Annotated in this window: 16 protein-coding genes; 5 read left to right on the forward strand and 11 right to left on the reverse strand. The window is 32.0% G+C overall.

Annotation, left to right across the window (positions count from 1 at the left end; all coding sequences use genetic code 11):
- Positions 1-57 precede the first annotated feature (57 nt).
- The 3 genes from glgB to BC962_RS10790 form a co-directional block, all read right to left on the reverse strand.
- Positions 58-1,971: a 1,4-alpha-glucan branching protein GlgB gene (glgB, locus tag BC962_RS10780; protein WP_121345995.1), complete on the reverse strand. Its 1,914-nt coding sequence runs from the start codon at positions 1,969-1,971 to the stop codon at positions 58-60.
- A gap of 181 nt (positions 1,972-2,152) precedes the next feature.
- The gene (locus BC962_RS10785; RefSeq protein ID WP_121345996.1) at positions 2,153-3,418 is read right to left on the reverse strand and encodes a glucose-1-phosphate adenylyltransferase; all 1,266 of its coding nucleotides are present in this window, start codon (positions 3,416-3,418) and stop codon (positions 2,153-2,155) included.
- Complete coding sequence (locus BC962_RS10790; protein ID WP_121345997.1) at positions 3,415-4,827, reverse strand: glycogen synthase; 1,413 nt, start codon at positions 4,825-4,827, stop codon at positions 3,415-3,417. Before BC962_RS10790 ends, BC962_RS10785 begins: the two co-directional genes overlap by 4 nt.
- Positions 4,828-5,048: 221 nt before the next feature.
- Between BC962_RS10790 and BC962_RS10795 the strand changes: the two genes are divergently transcribed.
- The 5 genes from BC962_RS10795 (at position 5,049) to BC962_RS10815 (ending at position 9,250) form a co-directional block, all read left to right on the forward strand.
- A complete protein-coding gene (locus tag BC962_RS10795) occupies positions 5,049-6,152 on the forward strand; it encodes a PAS domain-containing sensor histidine kinase (protein ID WP_121345998.1) in 1,104 nt (367 codons plus the stop codon).
- 251 nt (positions 6,153-6,403) lie between these two features.
- Positions 6,404-7,282 (forward strand): nuclear transport factor 2 family protein, encoded by an 879-nt coding sequence (locus BC962_RS16505; RefSeq protein WP_121345999.1) that lies wholly within the window; start codon positions 6,404-6,406, stop codon positions 7,280-7,282.
- A gap of 325 nt (positions 7,283-7,607) precedes the next feature.
- Positions 7,608-8,324 carry an energy transducer TonB gene (locus BC962_RS10805; protein WP_121346000.1) on the forward strand — a complete coding sequence of 239 codons (717 nt, stop codon included), beginning with the start codon at positions 7,608-7,610 and terminating at the stop codon, positions 8,322-8,324.
- A gap of 187 nt (positions 8,325-8,511) precedes the next feature.
- A complete protein-coding gene (locus tag BC962_RS10810) occupies positions 8,512-8,799 on the forward strand; it encodes a hypothetical protein (protein ID WP_121346001.1) in 288 nt (95 codons plus the stop codon).
- Positions 8,800-8,971: 172 nt separating this feature from the next.
- Complete coding sequence (locus BC962_RS10815) at positions 8,972-9,250, forward strand: STAS domain-containing protein (RefSeq protein ID WP_121346002.1); 279 nt, start codon at positions 8,972-8,974, stop codon at positions 9,248-9,250.
- Between the two features lie 117 nt (positions 9,251-9,367).
- Here BC962_RS10815 and BC962_RS10820 read toward each other — a convergent pair whose 3' ends face one another.
- The 8 genes from BC962_RS10820 to BC962_RS10855 form a co-directional block, all read right to left on the reverse strand.
- Entirely contained in the window at positions 9,368-10,399 is a 1,032-nt protein-coding gene (locus tag BC962_RS10820; RefSeq protein WP_245984140.1) for a phytase, read from the reverse strand.
- 7 nt (positions 10,400-10,406) lie between these two features.
- Complete coding sequence (locus tag BC962_RS10825) at positions 10,407-12,773, reverse strand: GumC family protein (RefSeq protein WP_121346003.1); 2,367 nt, start codon at positions 12,771-12,773, stop codon at positions 10,407-10,409.
- A gap of 9 nt (positions 12,774-12,782) precedes the next feature.
- The gene (locus BC962_RS10830; protein WP_121346004.1) at positions 12,783-13,559 is read right to left on the reverse strand and encodes a polysaccharide biosynthesis/export family protein; all 777 of its coding nucleotides are present in this window, start codon (positions 13,557-13,559) and stop codon (positions 12,783-12,785) included.
- A 29-nt stretch (positions 13,560-13,588) separates the two neighbouring features.
- On the reverse strand, positions 13,589-14,944 hold the full coding sequence (locus BC962_RS10835; RefSeq protein WP_245984141.1) for an exopolysaccharide biosynthesis polyprenyl glycosylphosphotransferase: 1,356 nt from the start codon (positions 14,942-14,944) through the stop codon (positions 13,589-13,591).
- Between the two features lie 51 nt (positions 14,945-14,995).
- Entirely contained in the window at positions 14,996-15,763 is a 768-nt protein-coding gene (locus tag BC962_RS10840) for a glycosyltransferase family 2 protein (RefSeq protein WP_121346005.1), read from the reverse strand.
- A 478-nt stretch (positions 15,764-16,241) separates the two neighbouring features.
- Complete coding sequence (locus tag BC962_RS10845) at positions 16,242-16,841, reverse strand: LbetaH domain-containing protein (protein ID WP_121346006.1); 600 nt, start codon at positions 16,839-16,841, stop codon at positions 16,242-16,244.
- The gene (locus tag BC962_RS10850) at positions 16,819-18,015 is read right to left on the reverse strand and encodes a glycosyltransferase (RefSeq protein WP_121346007.1); all 1,197 of its coding nucleotides are present in this window, start codon (positions 18,013-18,015) and stop codon (positions 16,819-16,821) included. Before BC962_RS10850 ends, BC962_RS10845 begins: the two co-directional genes overlap by 23 nt.
- A gap of 2 nt (positions 18,016-18,017) precedes the next feature.
- A complete protein-coding gene (locus tag BC962_RS10855; RefSeq protein WP_121346008.1) occupies positions 18,018-19,184 on the reverse strand; it encodes a glycosyltransferase family 4 protein in 1,167 nt (388 codons plus the stop codon).

The raw sequence follows: 19,184 nt of genomic DNA on the forward strand, positions 1-19,184 counted from the left end.
AAAGGGCATTTATTACATAAAACGCAATTAAAACTCCTAATTCACAGTATTTTGCAATTATAATTTCATGTGTTGAAAAACCACTATTCCTAAAGGCGGTAAGGTGATTATTGCTGAATAATTTCGTTGATTCCATGCTTCCTGAGAAACCTTGATATTTTCAGAATTACTAATTCCGCTACCCCCATAAGGCAATAAATCGCTGTTGAAGATTTCCTTTATTTGTCCTGGTTTAGTAAGTCCAATTTTATAATTCTCCTTTACAGTAGGTGTGAAATTACACACGACGATCACATCATTTTCGGCATCATGACCCTTTCTTAAAAAGGACACCACCGAATTTTCATTGTCATCGTAGGCGAGCCACTCAAATCCGTCAGTACTAAATGCTTTTTCATAAAGTGCTGGTGTTTCTTTATAAAATAGATTGAGGTCTTTAACGAAATTCAGCATTCCTTGATGCGGAAGAAACTCCAGCAAATTCCAGTCTAAACTCTTTTCAAAATTCCATTCTTCATATTGGGCAAATTCAGCGCCCATAAATAAGAGTTTCGCTCCAGGGTGCATAAACATGAAACCATATAAGGTTCTTAAATTAGCAAATCGTTGCCACTCATCCCCGGGTTGCTTGCTTAAAAGTGACTTTTTACCATGAACTACCTCATCATGAGAAAGTGGTAACATAAAGTTTTCTGTAAAGGCATAAGCCAAACTAAACGTCAACTCATTCTGATGAAATTTTCTATGAATGGGATCTTTACTGAAATATGCCAATGTATCATGCATCCAGCCCATCATCCACTTCATTCCAAAACCTAGGCCTCCTTGATCTACAGGTTTTGTAACACCCGGAAAAGCAGTAGATTCTTCTGCTATGGTTTGCACTCCTTCAAAATTGTTATAAACCGCTGTATTGAATTCTTTTAAGAAAGACACAGCCTCCAAATTCTGATTTCCACCAAATATATTTGGTTCCCACTCCCCGTCTTCTCTGGAATAATCTAGATAGATCATTGAAGCTACAGCGTCTACACGTAGCCCATCAATATGATAATATTCCAGCCAGAATAGCGCATTGCTAATTAAAAAGGAACGAACTTCATTTCGCTCATAGTTAAAGATCAAACTTTTCCAATCTGGATGATATCCCTTTTTAGTATCTGGATGTTCATAAAGATGAGTCCCATCGAATAGACCCAAACCATGATTGTCTGATGGAAAATGTGCAGGAACCCAGTCTAGGATCACGCCAATATCATTCTGATGAAAAGCATCTATTAAAAACATAAAATCCTGAGGAGATCCAAAGCGAGAAGTTGGTGCAAAATACCCTATAAGTTGATATCCCCATGAAGGGTCGTAAGGATATTCCATAATTGGCATAAGCTCCACGTGTGTGAAATTCATCTCCTTCACATATTTCACCAAATCTTCAGCTAGTTCTTTGTAGGTGAGAAATTCACCTTCTGTATTTTTTTTCCAAGAACCCAGTTGTACTTCGTAAACTGAATAAGGTTTATCTAGATCGTTTTTATCCTTTCTATAACCCATCCAATTTTTATCTTTCCATAGATAATCCTTAATGTCCCAAATAATTGAAGCTGTATTTGGAGATCTTTCAAAATAATGCGCGTAAGGATCTACTTTTTCAGTAATAATATCGTTATTATTGGAAGTGATCTTGAACTTATAGCGCATTCCTTTTTTTGCTAATGGAATAAAACCTTCCCAAATTCCGGATGAATCCCAACGCACGTTAAGCAAATGTTCATCCCCGTCCCAATAATTAAAATCGCCAATTACTGCAACAGATTTAGCAGAAGGAGCCCAAACCGAAAAATACACGCCCTCTTCTCCATCTAATTGGATTGTATGCGCACCAAATTTTTCGTAAAGTTTAAAATGTTTGCCAGCTTTGAATAAAGAAATATCAAAATCTGTAAATAAACTGTGAGCTATTACTTTAGACATATTATTGACTGCTAATTAAAAGATTGATATTCATAAAGTGGCATTAACTAATAATGGGCATCATTCTGTTCCGATAGATATCGGAATTGTTTCAGAATCTCATAACTCTATAAATTATAACAATTAGTTGAGACCCTGAAATAAATTCAGGGTGACGAAATTACTTCCTAAAAAAAGAAATTTAAATTTCATAGCCATCGGGAATAACAGCTCCCTTTTTTATAACTACAATTCCTTCCTTTATAAAATAAGTGTCTGTTTCTTTTTCTTCTAACTGCGCATTTCCATTTATTTTCACATTATTTCCAATACAACAGTTCTTATCTAGAATCGCATTATTAATACTGCAATTTTCCCCAATTCCCATTGGAATCTTAGTATCTCTATCTTTTAAATCATCCAATGTTTGGTAACTATCACTCCCCATCATATAAGTATTGCTTACTACAGTACCGCTACCTATTCTAGAACGAATTCCAATAACAGAACGCTCTATCTTAGAAGCAGTTATCAAACATCCATCTGCAATTACGGCTTTGTGAAGAACTGTGCCCGATATCTTGGTGGTAGGAAGTAATCTTGCGTGTGTATATATTCGCTTAGCACTATTATAAAGGTCAAATTTTGGAATATCATCGGTTAAACCTAAGTTGGCTTCAAAGAAAGATTCTATATTCCCAATATCTGTCCAATAACCTTCAAATTGATAGCTAAGCGTTTTATGTTTATGGATATTCTGCGGGATGATCTCTTTCCCAAAGTCGACAGTGGACTCATCATTCATAAGTTCTACCAAAAGATCTTTATTGAAAATATAGATACCCATGGAAGCTAAATGATTTCTCCCCTCTGCACTCATCTCATCACTAACCGGCGAAGTCCAATCCTTCAAAAGCTCTGTCTTTGGCTTTTCTATAAAAGATGTGATTAAGTTGCTTTCATCTGTTTTAAGAATTCCGAAGGAAGTAGCATCCTTTTCTGTCACTGGTAAAGTAGCAATAGATATTTTTGCATCACTATCTATATGCGCTTGCAGCATATTATTAAAATCCATTTGATATAATTGATCTCCAGATAAAATAAGTGCATATTCAAAATCATGGTTTAGGAAATGATGCATACTTTGCCTAACAGCATCTGCAGTTCCTTGAAACCAAGTGTTATTTTGAAGAGTCTGCTCTGCCGCCAAAACATCTACAAATGCTGAACTAAAAAAACTGAAATGGTAGGTGTTTTTAATATGTGTATTTAATGAAGCAGAATTGAATTGCGTGAGCACGAACATTCGCTTTATATCGGAGTTGATACAATTAGAAATTGGAATATCTACCAATCTATATTTTCCTGCTATTGGAACTGCGGGTTTAGACCGTGTTGCTGTTAAAGGATATAATCTGGAACCTTGGCCACCGCCCATAATAATTGCTAATACCTTGTCATTGATCATAAATTCTGAATTAAAGATTTATATAAACTAACATATTGCTGTGCCGACTCATCCCAGGAATGATCTATTTGCATGATCGTTTTTCTGGTGTCTTTAAATTTTGAAGTGTCATTATAAAATTGGCTGGCTCTTTTCATGGAATTAAAAATCCCCTCTACCGTGTTCTCTGTGTGCACGAATCCAAAACCATTTTTAGAAACATCTATAACGGTATCTTTTAACCCACCTATTTTATTAACAATTGGAATGGTACCGTATCTTAAGGAATACATCTGATTAAGTCCACAAGGTTCTACACGAGAAGGCATTAATAAAAAATCGCCCCCTGCATACATATTGTGAGACAATGCCTCATCATAACCTATATATGCATTATACGAGTTTGGATATTTGCTGGTAAGCTTAGATAATTGCTCTTCTATCTGCTTGCTCCCAGAACCTAATAAAAGAATAGAAATATCCAGATTTTTTAAAGCATGCTCGAACAATTCGTAGAAAAGATCGGCTCCCTTTTCGCCCACCAATCTACCTATAAAAACGAATAATGGTTTTTCAGGATCTAAACTAAACTTTTCACATAACCAATCCTTTGATGCCTTTTTACCATTATTACAATTAGAACTATTATATTTCGCTTGGATAAGATCATCGGTTTCGGGATTCCAAACCTTGATATCTATTCCGTTCAGGATGCCAATACATTTTTGACTTTCCGAAGTAATTAAACTTTCCAGGCCATTTGCTTTCACTTTCAATTCTTCCATATAACTTGGAGAAACAGTAGTAACAAGCCAGGCACATTTTATTGCTGTAGCCAATGGATTTACGCAATTATTCCAATCTAATAAACCTATAAGGGACAAAGGAAAAGAAGGAAGAAGATCTATTTTATCATGAGAGAACCAACCCTGATATTGGGCATTATGAATAGTAAATACAGAAGGAATATTCTTTAATTCTCTATAATTATTAGCATGAGACATCATAAAGGGAATCAAACCAGTATGATGATCATGGCAATGTATAATATTTGGTAATTTTTTATTTTGAAGGATCCAATCTAAAGCAGCAATTTGAAAAGCCAGAAATCTCTCGGTATCGTTATCAGAATACACATAATCTGTAAATAACAATTTTGGAATATCTACAAGGAAGAGATCGTAACCTAAGGTATTTAATTCAGGAATTAAGATCTTAAAATCTATAGAATCTGTTCCCAGCTTTAAAATACCTTTATATATGCTTTTAAACTTATTCTCTTGAGTGAATTTATTATTGTAGAAAGGCATAACAACCTGACTTATAGTTGTTACATTATTCTGATACTTAGGCAAAGCCCCTACAACGTCTGCCAATCCTCCTACCTTTGCTATTGGAAAACATTCGGCACTTATATGTATAATCTTCATTAAAATTTATATAAGCAATTAATTTACAAAAAAAAATCTCCGATTTACAGAAATCTATAATTGTTAATTGTAAATAGTGGTGTTATATAAAATATTATAATTTCATATTTACATATTACTCACTTTAAAATATATCCTAAGTAGCTCTATTTTAATAGATATCTAAATTAATTTTTAGACTAACTTGCAGTTGTTAAAACAAACTGTTATTTTTCCTACTTATGAAAAGTGCTAGCAATTCAATCCTTCCAGGTATAGGAACTCAAACACCTTTTGATCTTGAGCAGTTATTTCAGTTAACATCAGATATAGTTTGTATTGCAGATTACAAAGGGAATTTAAAAAAAGTAAATCCCGCCTTTTCCAAAATATTAGGATATAAAATGGAGGAGCTGATTGATAGCCCGGTTAGTAATTTTATATATTCTGAAGATAAATTAAACACCTCACGTTTTAGAGATAATCTTAGGGAGAAAAACCCTGTTTTAAATTTCGAAAATAGATATCTTACTAAAAGCGGTAATATTATATGGTTGTCATGGACATCTGTTTCGGAACCAGAAAGCCGGTTAATTTATGCCATAGCAAAGGATATAACTCATGTTAAAAAACTAGAGGAAGAAAGAAATTTGCTGCTAATAGATCTCGCAAAATTAAATAGCGATCTTAAGAAATTCACTTATACTACAACTCATGACCTAAGGGCGCCTGTGAACAATTTACTATCGCTTTTCAATTTATTAGATCTTTCTAAGATAGAAGACGAACAAACGCTAGAGTATATAGAATTACTCAATTCTTCTACTATCCAAATGAAAAGCACCTTAGATAAATACGTTGACGCTGTGAGTCAAGAGAAAAAAATAAATATACAGGTGGAAGCTCTAAGCCTAGAGGAAACCTTTTTTATGGTACTAAACTCAATTAATACTGTGGCTCAAAAATCAAATGCCAATTTTGAGGTGGATTTTTCTGAAGCTCCAGAAGTGAATTTTAGTTCTTTTTATTTGCAAAGTATATTACTTAATCTTATTTCTAATTCCATTAAATATTCCAACCCAAAAATAGCTCCAGCTATTACCATAAAATCTACTAAGGTGAAAAATGGGGTTCAACTTTTATTTACAGATAACGGAATTGGATTTGACATGGAAAAGGTGGAAGGTTCCATCTTTGGCTTACATCAAAGTTTTCATGATAATGCCGATAGCAAAGGAATAGGACTATATCTAGTTCAAAGCCATATGGAAAGTTTAGGTGGTAAAATATCTGTAACTAGTAAGGTAAATGAAGGAACTACTTTTAAATTAATCTTCAAGAAATAGTTTACTTACACTACAATCTTATTAAATAGTATTCAGAAGACATTAGTAATATATGGAAGGATTCTCCGCCTAATCATATCTCCTATACATTGTTTTTATAAAACCTCCTTTTTTAGATAGCTAAAAAAACTTGAAATAGTTGAATATTTCGCGTTCCTAACTGGCCTCTAAATTATTACAACTATTTGACTATCTTTAGATTACAACTAAAAGCAAATAATTAGGAATTCTGTCTTCAAAAAGAGATCATTATGAAAAAACAATTAATATGCACTGTCTTAAGTCTATTCTTCGCATCTGTAATATCTGCACAAAATAATGATATAGATAAAAATTTGACAATGTATTCTGAAGTATGGGATGCAATAATTAATAATGGAGAAATTGAAAAGATAAATAGTGAAAATTTCGATAAAAATGCCACTATTGTTATGAGGCCTGAAAACATAGTAGGAATCGAAAATTTTAAAGCATATTACCAAAATTTTCTAACCGGTTTTTCTGAGATTGAATTTACCATAATTGATGCTTTTGGACAGGAAGATAAAATTGTAAAACACTGGAATTTTAAAGGAAAACACACGGGAGATTTCTTTGGTATCCCTCCCACTGGAAAAGAAGTAAAGGTTCAAGGTGTTACACTTGTTAAAATGAAAAATGCTAAGATTCTACAAGAACAAGATTTTATGGATAATATGGAATTTTACAGTCAACTAGGATTAATCTCAGATCCAAATAATAAGGCCGTAATTAACAGCTTGTACGAAGCTTTTTCAATTGGTGACATTCCAGCTGCTTTAAGTACGATGGATCCAGAAATAGTTTGGAATGAGGCTGAGGGTAATTCTTATGCAAGTGGAAATCCCTATATAGGGCCAGAAGCAGTATTAAACGGAGTATTTGCAAAGATTGGTGCAGATCATGAATATTTTAAACTGAATGACATAGAATTGCACGAAATGAGCAACAATAAGGTTCTTGCTACATTAAGATATAATGCAAAAATAAAGGATAATGCAGCTACTTATGATGCACAAGTTGCACATCTATTCACACTGAAAGATGGAAAAATAATAAGCTTCCAGCAATTTGTAGATACCAAGAAAATAGATGAAGCCTTTAAAATGTAAACCAAGAATTTCAGTATAAATCCAAAAGTATATCATATCCATAACATACTTCTGGCATTATTTTTTATCCTCTAGACATAAACAACGTAATCTTAAATAGATTTCAATTTTATTTTGCTACTTCTTATGCAAAGTGATCTATCTACTACATTACAAAATACTCCCCCTTTTTTATAATCATTAAGTCTATTACAGTTTTTTTTATAATAATTATTATCGTGATATTAAATAATTATCAAAAAACCATGTTTTAGGCATATTATTTGATAATTATTCATCGCAACCAGATTAACTTTTCTATTCATTTTTAAATCTTCAAAAAATTATGGAAGTAAAAAAAACTACAAAAGCAGATCTTAACAAGCGAACCGTATTCTTCTTACAAATTGGTTTAATTCTCGTGCTTCTTCTGGCCTATTTCATTGTACAATGGCGTTCTTACGAAACAGCAGAAATTAATCAAGATCAATTTGTAACAACACCCATAGAGGAGTTGGAAATTCCCATTACTATTTTACCTACGCCTCCTCCACCAGAGATACCTGTAGCTCCAGATGAGATTAAATTGATATTAGATGATGAAGACATAGAAGAGGATCCTATTAAATCTTCAGAAATAGATAATGAACCCATCGCTGAAATGGAAGACATAAAAGAGGTGAAAAAGGTTGTAGAAGTAGAAACAGTACCATTTATATTAATAGAAGATGTTCCAATATTCCCTGGCTGTGAAAGCTTAAGCAATAATGTAGAGAGAAAAAATTGTATGAGTGAGAAAATCACAAAATTCATCAATAAAGAATTTAATACAGCGCTAGGAAGTCAATTAGGTTTAAAAGGAATTAACAAAATAAACGTGATGTTTAAGATTGATACAAATGGTGATATCGTGGATATAGGCGCTCGTGCTCCACATCCTAAATTAGAAGAAGAAGCAAAACGGGTTATCCAGGCTTTGCCTAAAATGAAACCAGGAAAACAAAGAGGAAATCCTGTGATTGTTCAATATGCAATTCCCATCATATTTAAAGTTCAAGAATAAAATTAAATACTCCAACAACCTTTAGTTGTAAAATTCCGTTTGTAGCAATACAGCGGAATTTTTTTATTCCACTAATTTAAAATTCTATCATTTCTTCCCGGAATAAAACTGCTACAGATATTGCAGTAACTATGAAAGTAAAGCTAGAATGCTATTGCCTGTAGTTAGAATAGTTTAACCCAATTCCATGTTCTTATTCTTACTGTGGTGTAAGAATGATGCTTCTCAAATATTAATAGATGTACTAAAAAGCATACTTAATAGAGATGTAATCCAATCAATTAAAAATTTGGAGGAATACCAAGAAGCCTTCCCTCTATATTCACTAAATCTTGTTTTAGAAAAATTGAAACAAAATAAGGAGTCGCTTTTAGATAGGAATAATCCTGAATGGAAGCTAGTTTTTAATCTTATTTTGGATAATTATTCTTCTAAGCTACCCGCGTCGGTAATAGAAAAACTAAAAAATCAGTAAAAATTATATTTCATAATAAGAAGGTTTTCATAACACTTCACCTTCTAACAAACTCATTATTAGTTCATTCACGTTTTAGTTATACCTATTCGACTAAGAAATAGTCAATCTCATCGTATTAATAGAAGTTCAGAAACAAGTAATCTTACCTTAACGTAAACAAATTAAACTAATGTTTCACACACTTCCAGATCAAGAAGAATTCATTGTCGAGCTAAAAGGACAAATTACTTATGCTAATTCTTTTGAAATTCAGTTAGATCTTGAAATGGTACTTTATCATTTTGAAACTCTAATATTAGATTTAAGTGATTTAAAGTATTTAGATAAGGCTGGAGTAAAACTGTTATCGGGTTTAAAACAGAAGGCTAGATTGAATGGGAAAGAGGTCATTATATTTAGTGATCAAGAAGAAGTTTTACTATTAAACATAAGAAACCCCTCTGAGTAATTTATTCGTGAAACTACCTCTCTAGAAATTAAAACTCAAATTTTCTCTTTAAAAAACCAACTACTTTGAATAGCTGATTTTTTTAAAAAAATTTAATTCTTATATTAAATTGGAAACTTAATTTAGTTCGAATAAACCAAGTTTTTCAAGGTCGTAAAAATAATAATTTCTATCATTATTCATCGCAGCGAATAGTCCTTTCTTAAATGTGTTATTTAGTGGAATGGTAACCACTTCGCAACCATCTGTTTGTTTTGTATTTAAATTGATCTCTCCAATAAATTCATTACTTTTTCTGGAAAAGATATTGAAAGTCCCTTTTTTCTGATTAGAAACAATAATATACCCAGCACCATTTTTAAAATTTGCAATGGCTATACCTTCAATATCGCCCTCAAATAAACCTTCACCAAAACAGCCTAATTCCATATTTCCCTTAAGGGGTTCTGCATAATATTTTCGAATACACTTAGATTCATCAGCATAATAAATAAATCCTAGGTCGCTATCTACTGCTATTGCTTCTATTTCTTGTTCATTACTAAATGTACCAAACTTCCTTACTAATTTTAAATCTAAGGCTCCATCATCGGGCATGAGTTTATATTGATAAAGATAGTCTGACACAGGTCCATTTTTCCTACTAACTATAATATAGGTTGATTTATCTACAGGGGAATTATAAAAAGCAACTCCCATAGGTTCATTATATTTATCTGGTTCTCCAACAAATACTGCTAAACCGCCATTATCTAAAGGTTGCATAGAGGGAATAGCAAAAATTCTTATCTGTTTTCGTCCCCTCTCAGTAACAACTAAAATATCTGCTTTAAATTCCTCGCTTATTATTACATTATATGCAATATCAATATTATTTGGTTCATTAAGATTATAAATCGTTTTTTCTGGAATAATATTACCATTGAGGTTAAAGGCATAAACAGCACCCTTAATATTTTTATCTGTTCCAAAAATGATACTCTCAGCTGGATATTTATAATTCACCCAAATTGCAGGATCTTCCGAATCGTTTGGGATTTGTTGTGTAATAATATCTGGCTGCACGATTTTCCTTTCTATCTTTTGGCCGGTACAAAAGAAAAATGAGGACATTAGTAAGAAAAAACTTATAAATTTATTCCCAATCATTTCTATATTATTTCAAGCTAAAAGTCCTTCTCCAAAAAACCTCCTTTTCCGCACCATAACCATATCCATATTTATTCCCGTACCCCAAGTTACCTTTACTTACATCATTTAAAATAAATCCTACATTTTTAATAGATCCAGATTTTTTAGCGGAGGTAGCGAATTCCATCAATTTACTTTCTGTATATCCAGCTCTCACAATATAAAGAACTACATCTGCATATTTGGTTATAAAAAAAGTGTCTGCCACCATCATAGAAGGAGCGGTATCTACAATTACATAATCGTAAAATGTCCCTAACTTTTGGAACATTTTCCCCGTTTTATCCTGATTAAGCAGTTCGGAAGGGTTCGGTGGAATGGTTCCTGAAATAAGTAAGTCTAAATTATCATGGATTTCTGATTTATGTATTAAGCTTGTTAATTCCAATTCGTTAGACGCCAAATAATCACTTACTCCTAGTTTTGAGTTTTCCTTAGATACATATTTATTCAACTTAGGATTTCTTAAATCACCTCCCACTAAAACAACTTTATGTCCGGCATTTGCAAGTGTTATTCCTAAATTTAGGGATACAAAAGTTTTTCCTTCCCCTTTAACTGAAGATGTTACAAATGCAATCACCCCCGTTTCTTTATCTTTATAATTAATACGCAAATAGTGCATATTAGATAAAAGTATACGAAAAGATTCAGCTAAAATTGAACGGTCATTTTCCTTAATAAGCACTCCTTCTTTTCTTTTAATTTTTGGCACCTCACCAATAATCGGAATTTCTTGATTCCCTTCAAGATCTTCTCTGCTTCTTATCTTATTATTAAACAAGCTTTTTAAATAAATTACAGAAAAAGGAATAAAAAGTCCCAGCACCAAACTACCCAACAAAATCGCTCCAGAATTTGGAGAAACCACACCCCCAGTATTATAAGCCTTATCTACTATTTTTGCCTTAGGAGCTGTAACTGCCAATGCAAGAGAATTTTCCTCTCTTTTTCTCAGTAAAAAAAGATACAATGCCTCCTTAATATCCTGTTGGCGTTCTATACCTCGATACTGTCGTTCTTGAGATGGAACCGCAAGAATTCTAGAGCCTATGCTTGAAGCTTGCCTACTTAGATCATCTCTTGCTATTTGTAGATTGGTTTGCATTCCGCGAAGTCCTTGAACTATATTTGATCTGATTTGATTTATTTGATTGTTTAACCTTACAATTGTTGGATTCTTTTCAGTTGAACTAGATAATATTCTATTTCGCTCTAAAATTAAATCATTGTTCTCATTAATTTGCTGATTCACAGCTCCTCCTTGAATTCCTAGATTTGCTGGTAAAAGTTCAGAATTAGAGGCAGATGAGATATACTCCAACATTGCTTTAGATAGCTCCATTTGGGTTGTTACATCTTGAAGTTTCTTATTATATTCACTCGCATTTTGAATATACATTTGCGATTCTGCGCCTAGATCGGTAAGACGATTAGTTTCTTTAAATTCTTCCTTCCCACTTTCTACAGACTCTAATTCATCGTTAATGATATCTAATCTTCTGTTGATAAACTGAGCGGTATTTCCCGCAATTAAATTCTTATCCTCAATTGCATCTCGGTTAAATTCAAAAATCAATTGATCTATAATATCTTTGGTCTTTTCTTTTACAGGATCTTCAACCTGTATTTCCAATACATTAGAATTATCTTTAACTTGAATTATTTGAATTTTCCCCCTATAGTAAGATCCAATTTTATCTAAATGATTAAATTTTACAGTTAAATTAGAAAAAGGTATTTGTTTCTTATTTACACTGCCAATTACTAAATCTGCATATCCAAGATCAAAAGGTTTTCCAGCTTCTAGAATATAGATTTTACCACTTTTACTATTTGTTAATTTATATTCATTTTCATTTTTATAACTTATTTCTAATATTACTCCATTAATCCTTTTTAATTTTTCATCATCCAGTTTTAAAATCTGAAAAGAAAATGGTAAGTTTTTATACATTTCCTTTTCTATTGGACCATCCATATTAAAAAATTGAACATTTATATTTAATGCTTTTACCACCTCCCTCATTAATCTCCTTGATTTTAAAATTGCAAGCTCTTTGTCTAGATCATTACTTTGTAAGCCATTAACAAACCCCATAGAGGAATATGCAGACATCTCAGATTCGCTACCACCACCACTCTCCTCATTTATAACAATTGTGGACGAAGCTTTATAAATTGGAGTGGCATATTTTAAATAGAGCCAAGCTGCTCCCATGGTTAATAAAAGGCAAATTAAAAACCACGGCCAAAATTTTAAATATTTCCCAAACTCATCTCTTAATGAATGTTTTCGAGGAATAATAAATGTTTCATTTTTACTTTCCATAACAAATTTCTATTTCGTTATTAAGATCACTAAAGACACAATAATAGAGGCGATTGAAAGATATCTTGAAGCTACACCTAAAGAACTTGCAGATTGAACTTTAGACACTTTAGGTTCAACATAAATCACATCATTTTGCCTTAAACTATAGAATGGGGAGCTAACAACATTTCCATCTGTGAGATCTAAATGTGCTGTTACCTTCCTTCCATCCACTTCTCGCATTACAAGAATATTTTCTCTTTTGCCATAAATAGTTAAATCGCCAGCCATCCCAAGAGCTTGTGCTAATGAAAGGTGATCATCCTCAATAGTAAAAGTTCCCGGGCTTTTAACTTCTCCTAAAACGCTAATCTTAAAGTTGAGAATACGCACATTTACAATTGCATCCTTTACATATTCTCTTATTCTTTCCTTTAATTTGTCTGAAAGTTCGAAAGTTGTAAGACCTTTTACTTCCATTTTTCCTATAACTGGAAAATCAATTTCTCCCTCATTAGAAACCATATAAGTTTCTAACTGTACATTTCCACTTATCCTATCTGTGGAAGCAACAGATTTTACTAAATTAAAAGGTTGTGCTGCTTCCTGTTCTGAAGCTGAGACTCTAATAGTAAGTAAATCTCCCGGCATTATTTCTAGACTTACATTATGTTGATATGCAATATTTTCTGAAGGGTTATTGCTGTCTTGAAAATAAACCATTTGCTTCGGAGAAACACATGAGGTAAAAAAGATTAGAAAAATAAAGATTAATACGGTTTTAGTAATTTTAGAGATGTTCATAATTTAAATATTAAATTGAGTGCTAGCTTTTAAAATGCTTTTTCTTCACCGCGAAGAAGATTAGTGACGGTTAGACCTATAATTTTTAGATCTAATATTGGACACCATTTTTCCAAATAAAAAATATCATACCTGGTTCTATTAATAATATCCGATGGCTTAGATATTTCTCCTCTATAACCTTTTATTTGAGCTAATCCCGTAATTCCGGGTTTAGCAAAATGTCTCACTAAATATTTATCTACAGATTTAGAAAATTCTAGGGTATGCATTTGCATATGTGGACGTGGTCCCACTACACTCATCTCTCCTCTTAAAACATTAAAAAATTGAGGTAACTCATCTATACTTGTCTTTCTTAATACTCTTCCCATCCTAGTAACTCGCACATCATTTTTCACACACATTTGTGAATTTTCATTTTTGTTAACTGCCATAGATCTAAACTTATAGCACCAAAAAACTTTCTTATTATAGCCATGTCTTAACTGCTTAAAAAATAATGATTCTTGATTCTCAATACGAGATAGTACATATAGCAAAGGGGTTAGCCAGGACAAAATAAAAACTATAATTAAAAGTGAGAAAATAACATCAAACGCTCTTTTACCATATTTTGCATAATTCCTTTCTAAAGGAGAATCTCTTAAATTCAATACTGGAACGGTATCAAAGAGTTCTACATGCATGGCTCTTGTAAAAATCCCCTTGTTATCTGGGATTAATTTTAATCTTTTTAAATTATTATCGGCAAAAGAAATAAGTTCGGAAAGTTCCTTCTTAGTTACCTGTGAGATAGTACAATACATTTCTTCAATATCATTCTCTAAAATGTAGCCAAAACCCTCCTCTATATTTCCCAAATAATCTTTATCATTAGAAAATTTATTACTGAAATAACCTCTATATCTATATCCAAAATCGGGTTCTTGGAAAGTTTTTTGAATTGTAGATAAGTTATCATCTTTGCCAATTACAACTACATTTACAAAATTTCCACCTTCCACTCTATATAAACGTCTTAACGAAAAAAAGAACCACCGATAAAAGGTTAGAATAAAAAATAAAAAACCGAGCACAAAAAGCTGATAGCCGATTGAAAAATTAATAGATAGGATAGAGAAAAGTGCAAAATAAGAAATACAAAACAAAAAATAATGCCTGAGAAATTTATGAAATTTGGTAATAAATCGCTCCTTCCTTTCAATAGTATAAAAATTCATCCCTACTGCAATTAAAAGCCAGGAAGCATTATATCCAAAAATAGCCAGCCCTTTAAAATAAGTTTCAGGAGTTAAAAGATATAATGTAAGATTAATGGTTACCAAATGAGCGGTAACCGAAAATGGTATAATAAGGTAGGAATATTTAATTTTTCCAGACATCTAACCAAAATTTATGTTTTTAACTTAAAAAATAAAGGCAGAAATAATTCATCAAACTGTAATAGATCTCATGAATTGCGGGGCAATATAATGTGGTATTTTTCTAGCAATCTTAAAACTTAGTGTAAGGAAGCCGTTTAAATTAGAACAGTTTATAATTCTAAGATCTTCTCTAGATTTTTTAATTTGTAGTCTCGCAGAAGTACTAAGCCCACCCAAGCGCATTTTAACTACCCATTCATTCAAAAAGTGCTTTTTAATTTTATCATTTTGAAACCATCTAAGAGAAATCTCATAATCACTGGCAATCACAAATCCTGAATTATAATTACCAAATTTTTGAAAAACTTCATTTCTTACAAAAATGGTCGTGTGCAATGGGATCCACCCATAATTTAAATACCACTTTCTAAAAGGATTAGATGGATAAATTCTTTTCACCTTTTTCGGGTTAAACCGATCTACGAATAATCCTTTTGCATATACAAGATCTGCCTGAGATGTGTGAAATGCATTAGCAATATTGCTAAGTGTGTTGCAATTATAAAAAACATCATCAGAATTGAGTATACCTATCACATCTCCTGAAGCTTTACTTATACCCTTATTAAGGGCATCAAAAATTCCTTCGTCCTTCTCTGAAATATAATGATCGATTTTATCTCCATAAGCCTCAATTTTTTCTTGAGTACCATCTGTTGATGCCCCGTCAATAATAATATATTCCACATTTTCATAGGTTTGATTTATCACAGATTCTATGCATTCTGAAATTAAATCAACTCTATTATAAACTATAGTGATTATAGAGATTTTCATATAATGAATAATTAGTTACGAAGAATTTTTTAGCTTCTAGATTGATTGTAACTATGATTCCAAATTAGGAACACAATTAAAAACCAAGCAATATTATAACTGACTAGAATAAAATAGTTGATTGTTGGAAAGGGCATTAATAAGAATATTATATCGATAAATCCCAAATGGACCATTGCCATGAATGAGATAAAAGTAGCTGACTTTCTCATATTTTTACTGTTTTTAAATATTTTAAATCTGAGTAAAAAAGGTAGATTCCTCGATTATAACTAATCTAGTTATCTACGCTTCAATAAATATGTAGGGATACAGCGGGGAGAATTCTTAATAAAATTGTAGAGTATAAAATTAAATAAGATCTTTTTCTAACAAGAAGTTAGAACTCGATCAATTACTATTAAAATAGTAGGGTGGTTTTCTAGTAGTACTTAAATTTAATATTTAATTAACCAAAAACCAATTACTATAATTGTTTTTATAAAGATGTGGCATTTTTAACAATTTGCCCATTGTAAACTTCCGTCATATTTCGATTTTTCACATATGTGGCAGGATTTCCTCTTACCACAGTCCATGAATCTACTCTACCAAAAACAGCAGATCTGGCAGCAACTACTGCTCCTTGTTCTATAAAAGATCCTGGACCAATAAAAGCATCAGCAGCAATCCAAACTTGATCCATAACTTGGATAGGTTTTTTAATTAAGGGAAAATTAAAGATCTTATAGTCATGCGAAGATGCACATAAATACGTTTTTTGAGAGATAACCGTTTGATTACCTATAGTTATCTTTCCTTGATTATAGCAATCTACCTTGGGTCCAATTATAGAATTTTCTCCGATTTCCAGATTCCAAGGCGCCCAGATTTTAACACTCGCATAAATATGGGAATTTTTACCAATCTTTGCTCCAAACAGTCTTAAAACAAAAGCTCTGTAATCTTTAAAATATCCAAGATTAAATGGTCGGAAAAATATATAATATGCTAAATTCCACGTTAATCTCTTTAATTTATTAGAGAAACTAAAACTAGAATTATAAGCTGTTAAATTAATTAATAACTGTTCTTTCATAATTATAATTGTTTTTAAAAGCTTCTATCATTTTATAAGATGCATGTTCTATTTCAAAATTAGATTGATAAATTTTATAAGAATTTTCTCCATATTTTAATTTTTTATCCGAAGAAAAATTCAACCATTTTTGCAACATATTTTTAACCCCCGATACTGTATCATCACAGATTAATCCTCCATTCCCCTCATCTATTTCTCTCCAAATATTAACTTTATTGGTTATTAATACTGGTTTCTTACAGCCCATAGCTTCTACTAAAGCAATCCCAAAATTTTCTTGATGACTTGGTAATATAAAGGCATTACAACCATAAAAAGCTCCCCACTTGGAATTTCCCTCTAACATCCCAGGGAAATATATTTTCTTTCCCTCCGCCAATTTCCTCAAATATTTACCATACGCAGTTTCCATACCTGGACCTGCAATTACTAATGAGGGTAAGTGAGGGTTTTCTTGTTCCAATTGTGTATAAGCATTAATAAGCATATCAACTCCCTTTTTAGGGTGAATCCGACTTAAAAACAGCCAGTAATTCTTGTGATCTAAACCAGAACAGGAATCTAGAAAATCTGCGCTATGTATATGCTTAAAATATGGAGGAGGCTGAATTCCATATCCAACATTTAATTCTAATCTCGGGTTATACGGACTAAAAGTTTGTCTTGCCAGTAACAACTCTTCTTCACACGTAAATAAAACTCCGGAAGTTTTATTAAGGACATTACCTTCAACCAATTTCCAGAAAATCCAATTTCTTATCGCTTTTAATCGTCTACTTTTTGCTCTTTGAAAATAAGGATCTAGCATACCATGTGGCATAACATATATTGAAGGTGCTTTTCGAGATTTGCGCTTTAATTCTCGCCATATTTTATAAGTGGTATAGCTGTGATATTGCCATAAACCATGAATAATTATTAAATCAAATCTTTCTAAATTATTTTTTAACCAATCCTTAAGACCGGAGCAATAACTATAAGGCCCATTAGAAGGTCCAATAGCATTTATTATAAAATTATCTTGCTTGAGAAATGCCGATGCAGGATCATCCAGAGTCAATACTTCATTTATAACACCTAATTTCTCTTGTGCGGGAATACTATTTCTAATTCCTTGACATGGACCTCCCTGTTTTGGATCCATAGATGGTATTACTCTTAATATCTTCATAATTAATAACTTTCGTAAACCTTGAGATACGCCTGCTCTATTTGAGATATTGAACTAGATGTTTTAAAACGAAGAGAATTTTCTAAACCTCTTTTCACCAACAATTCTCTTTCCTTGCTGGATAAGCTTAGCAAATTTTCCAAAACATCTGCACATACTTCCTCCCAACTCTTATCTTCTGTACTTTTTATAAACTGTCTTGGTATATAAAAGCAACTATCTGCTCCTACTTCAGTCATAGGCGTTTTATTAGTGGTAATTACTGGACACCCACTAGCCATTGCTTCTGCAATAGGCCAACCAAAACCTTCATCCAATGATGGGAAAATTAATACTGATGCACCTTGATAAGCCGTTTGCAATTCATAATCAGAAATATTATTCAAAAAATATATATCATTTTTAAAAGAACTATTCGCTCGAAGTTGAAGTAGTTTTTCTGTGGGAGGAGCTCCAACCATTAATAAAGGAAGCTTTTTATTTGAAATCTCTCTCCAGGCAGAATAAATCTTAATAGTGCCTATCCTATTTTTATAAAATTGATTTCCACCCACATGAAGAATATAACCTTCCTCCAAATTATAGTTAAAATTATCCCCTAATAATTTCCTAGCTATTGCACTATCTTTCGGCTTAAAATCTTGATTCAATCCATTATATATAACTTCAGAAAATTTAGGCTTACTATTTAAAAACCGATGAAGATCAGACCTTGTATTATGGGATATAGAAATAAAATTCTCTGCTTTTCTGTAACCCGATCTTATAATTTTTTGATATAATCTTCCAGTTAATTTTATTTTATTTTCTGGTAATTCTCCAATTGCCGAACGTTGAGCCATAAAATCATGACAGTGCACTATATGTGGTCGGCCGGAGATTAAAGGAATCCATGGACCTAGAGCATGATCTGTGAAAACAAATAAGGTATTAGATGGGTATTTTTTTAATTTCCATTTTAATATAATAGGAAATACTAAGAATTGATCTACATATCCAAGCCATTTTTTTACTGTTCCATTAGATATTAATCCTGAAAAATAACCTCTAGCTGTCCATAATTCCACGGTATGAGATCTAGCTATCATTCCATCTTTAATCATCTTAGCATACCTAGGCATACTTTGAGATAGTTTAAAATTAGGATGTGTAAAAAGTACCAAATGCAT

The organism is Gillisia mitskevichiae (assembly GCF_003634585.1).
In the GTDB taxonomy this organism is placed as follows: Bacteria; Bacteroidota; Bacteroidia; order Flavobacteriales; family Flavobacteriaceae; genus Gillisia; species Gillisia mitskevichiae.

Coding starts and splice junctions, on each gene's coding strand:
- glgB (WP_121345995.1), bottom strand. CDS start 1,971: ATGTCTAAAGTAATAGCTCACAGTTTATTTACAGATTTTGATATTTCT.
- BC962_RS10785 (WP_121345996.1), bottom strand. CDS start 3,418: ATGATCAATGACAAGGTATTAGCAATTATTATGGGCGGTGGCCAAGGT.
- BC962_RS10790 (WP_121345997.1), bottom strand. CDS start 4,827: ATGAAGATTATACATATAAGTGCCGAATGTTTTCCAATAGCAAAGGTA.
- BC962_RS10795 (WP_121345998.1), top strand. CDS start 5,049: ATGAAAAGTGCTAGCAATTCAATCCTTCCAGGTATAGGAACTCAAACA.
- BC962_RS16505 (WP_121345999.1), top strand. CDS start 6,404: ATGAAAAAACAATTAATATGCACTGTCTTAAGTCTATTCTTCGCATCT.
- BC962_RS10805 (WP_121346000.1), top strand. CDS start 7,608: ATGGAAGTAAAAAAAACTACAAAAGCAGATCTTAACAAGCGAACCGTA.
- BC962_RS10810 (WP_121346001.1), top strand. CDS start 8,512: ATGTTCTTATTCTTACTGTGGTGTAAGAATGATGCTTCTCAAATATTA.
- BC962_RS10815 (WP_121346002.1), top strand. CDS start 8,972: ATGTTTCACACACTTCCAGATCAAGAAGAATTCATTGTCGAGCTAAAA.
- BC962_RS10820 (WP_245984140.1), bottom strand. CDS start 10,399: ATGATTGGGAATAAATTTATAAGTTTTTTCTTACTAATGTCCTCATTT.
- BC962_RS10825 (WP_121346003.1), bottom strand. CDS start 12,773: ATGGAAAGTAAAAATGAAACATTTATTATTCCTCGAAAACATTCATTA.
- BC962_RS10830 (WP_121346004.1), bottom strand. CDS start 13,559: ATGAACATCTCTAAAATTACTAAAACCGTATTAATCTTTATTTTTCTA.
- BC962_RS10835 (WP_245984141.1), bottom strand. CDS start 14,944: ATGTCTGGAAAAATTAAATATTCCTACCTTATTATACCATTTTCGGTT.
- BC962_RS10840 (WP_121346005.1), bottom strand. CDS start 15,763: ATGAAAATCTCTATAATCACTATAGTTTATAATAGAGTTGATTTAATT.
- BC962_RS10845 (WP_121346006.1), bottom strand. CDS start 16,841: ATGAAAGAACAGTTATTAATTAATTTAACAGCTTATAATTCTAGTTTT.
- BC962_RS10850 (WP_121346007.1), bottom strand. CDS start 18,015: ATGAAGATATTAAGAGTAATACCATCTATGGATCCAAAACAGGGAGGT.
- BC962_RS10855 (WP_121346008.1), bottom strand. CDS start 19,184: ATGCATTTGGTACTTTTTACACATCCTAATTTTAAACTATCTCAAAGT.